This is a genomic window from Rhodococcus sp. LB1, from assembly GCF_001583455.1.
GTDB lineage: Bacteria > Actinomycetota > Actinomycetes > Mycobacteriales > Mycobacteriaceae > Rhodococcus_F > Rhodococcus_F opacus.
Window position 1 is genome coordinate 1 of the sequence record NZ_LTCZ01000205.1, and the last position, 1,566, is coordinate 1,566.

At 66.7% G+C, this 1,566-nt stretch carries 1 protein-coding gene; it reads left to right on the forward strand.

What is annotated here, in order from left to right; genetic code table 11:
- Window positions 1-154: 154 nt before the first annotated feature.
- On the forward strand, window positions 155-1,566 hold a 1,412-nt coding region (locus tag AZG88_RS25535), incomplete at its 3' end, for an aldehyde dehydrogenase family protein (protein ID WP_061043246.1).

Consider the following 1,566-nt stretch of genomic DNA (forward strand, 5'->3'; position numbering starts at 1 on the left):
CACACTCTCGATCAAAGGTTCGTATATGCGAACACGATGAGGTAGGGCCAAGCCCGAGTCGTATGCCATCTTCATATCTGCGTTCGCCGGGGTGTCCGAGTGCTGGCAGCCTTGTCCGCCCCGCGGCCACAACACATCACAGGAGTGATTTCGGTTGATCGTCAAGGATCAGATCTTCATCAACGGTAAGTGGGTCCCTTCGGCGGGCGCCGACGTCATTCCCGTCATCAGTGCGATCTCGGAGGAGACGATCGCGACCATTCCGGCAGGCACTGCGGAGGACGTCGATCTCGCCGCGCAGGCGGCGGCGGACGCGTTTCCGGCCTGGTCCCAGACGTCGATCGACGAGCGCGCCGAGATGCTGCACAAGATCGCGCGCGGCATGGAGGCGCGGGTCGACGAGATCACCGAGACCATCGTCTCCGAGCTCGGATACCCGGCCAAGATGGCGGAGGCCGCGCATGCACGTGCGGCGATCAAGGACTTCGAGATCGCCGCGGACAGCCTCCGCGACATCGTCTGGTCGGAGCAGGTCGGCGACACGACGGTGTGCCGTGCGGCCGCGGGTGTCGTCGGCGCCATCACGCCGTGGAACGGTCCGATGCGGATGGTGAGCCTGAAGGCCGGGGCGGCGCTCGCCGCCGGGTGCACCGTGGTGCTGAAGGGGACGGAGCTGGCTCCGCTGAGCTCGTTCCTGTTCGCGGAGATCGCCGAGGAGGCGGGGCTTCCCGACGGCGTGTTCAACCTGGTGTCGGGAACCGGTCCGGTGGTCGGTGAGGCGCTCGTGACGCACCCGCTGGTCGACATGGTGTCGCTGACGGGGTCGGTTCGCGCCGGTCGCCGGGTGATGGAGTTGGCGTCGCGGTCGGTCAAGAAGGTCTGCCTGGAACTCGGCGGCAAGTCGGCGAACATCATCCTCGAGGACGCCGACCTCGAGACTGCGGTCACCCGCGGAATCGAGGACTCCTTCCGTAACACGGGGCAGGCCTGCGGTGCACTCACGCGGATCCTGGTGCCGCGATCGCGTCTGGCGGAGGCCGAGCAGCTTGCGGTCCGTGCGGCGGAGAGCTTCGTTCTGGGAGATCCCTACGACCCCAGCACGACGCTCGGTCCGGTTGCGAACGCGGCGCAGCGCCAGCGTGTCCGTGACTACATCCAGCTGGGAATCGACGAGGGCGCGCGTCTGCTGACGGGCGGTCCCGAGGCACCCGAGGGCATCGAGCGCGGATTCTTCGTGCGCCCCACCGTCTTCTCCGGCGACAACTCGCTTCGAGTCGCCCGGGAGGAGATCTTCGGGCCCGTCGTCGTCATCATCCCGTTCGACAGTGAGGAAGAGGCCTTCCAGATCGCGAACGACTCCGTGTACGGGCTTGCCGGGGCGATCTGGGCCGGCGACGCCGATCGGGCGAAGAAGCTGGCGAGCAAGCTGCGCGCCGGACGCATCCGCATCAACGGTTCGCCCGTGAATCTGAAGGCACCGCACGGAGGGTTCAGGCTGTCCGGAATCGGTCGCGAATCGGGCCGCTTCGGGGTCGAGGAGTACCTCGAGTACAAGTCCATCGGATA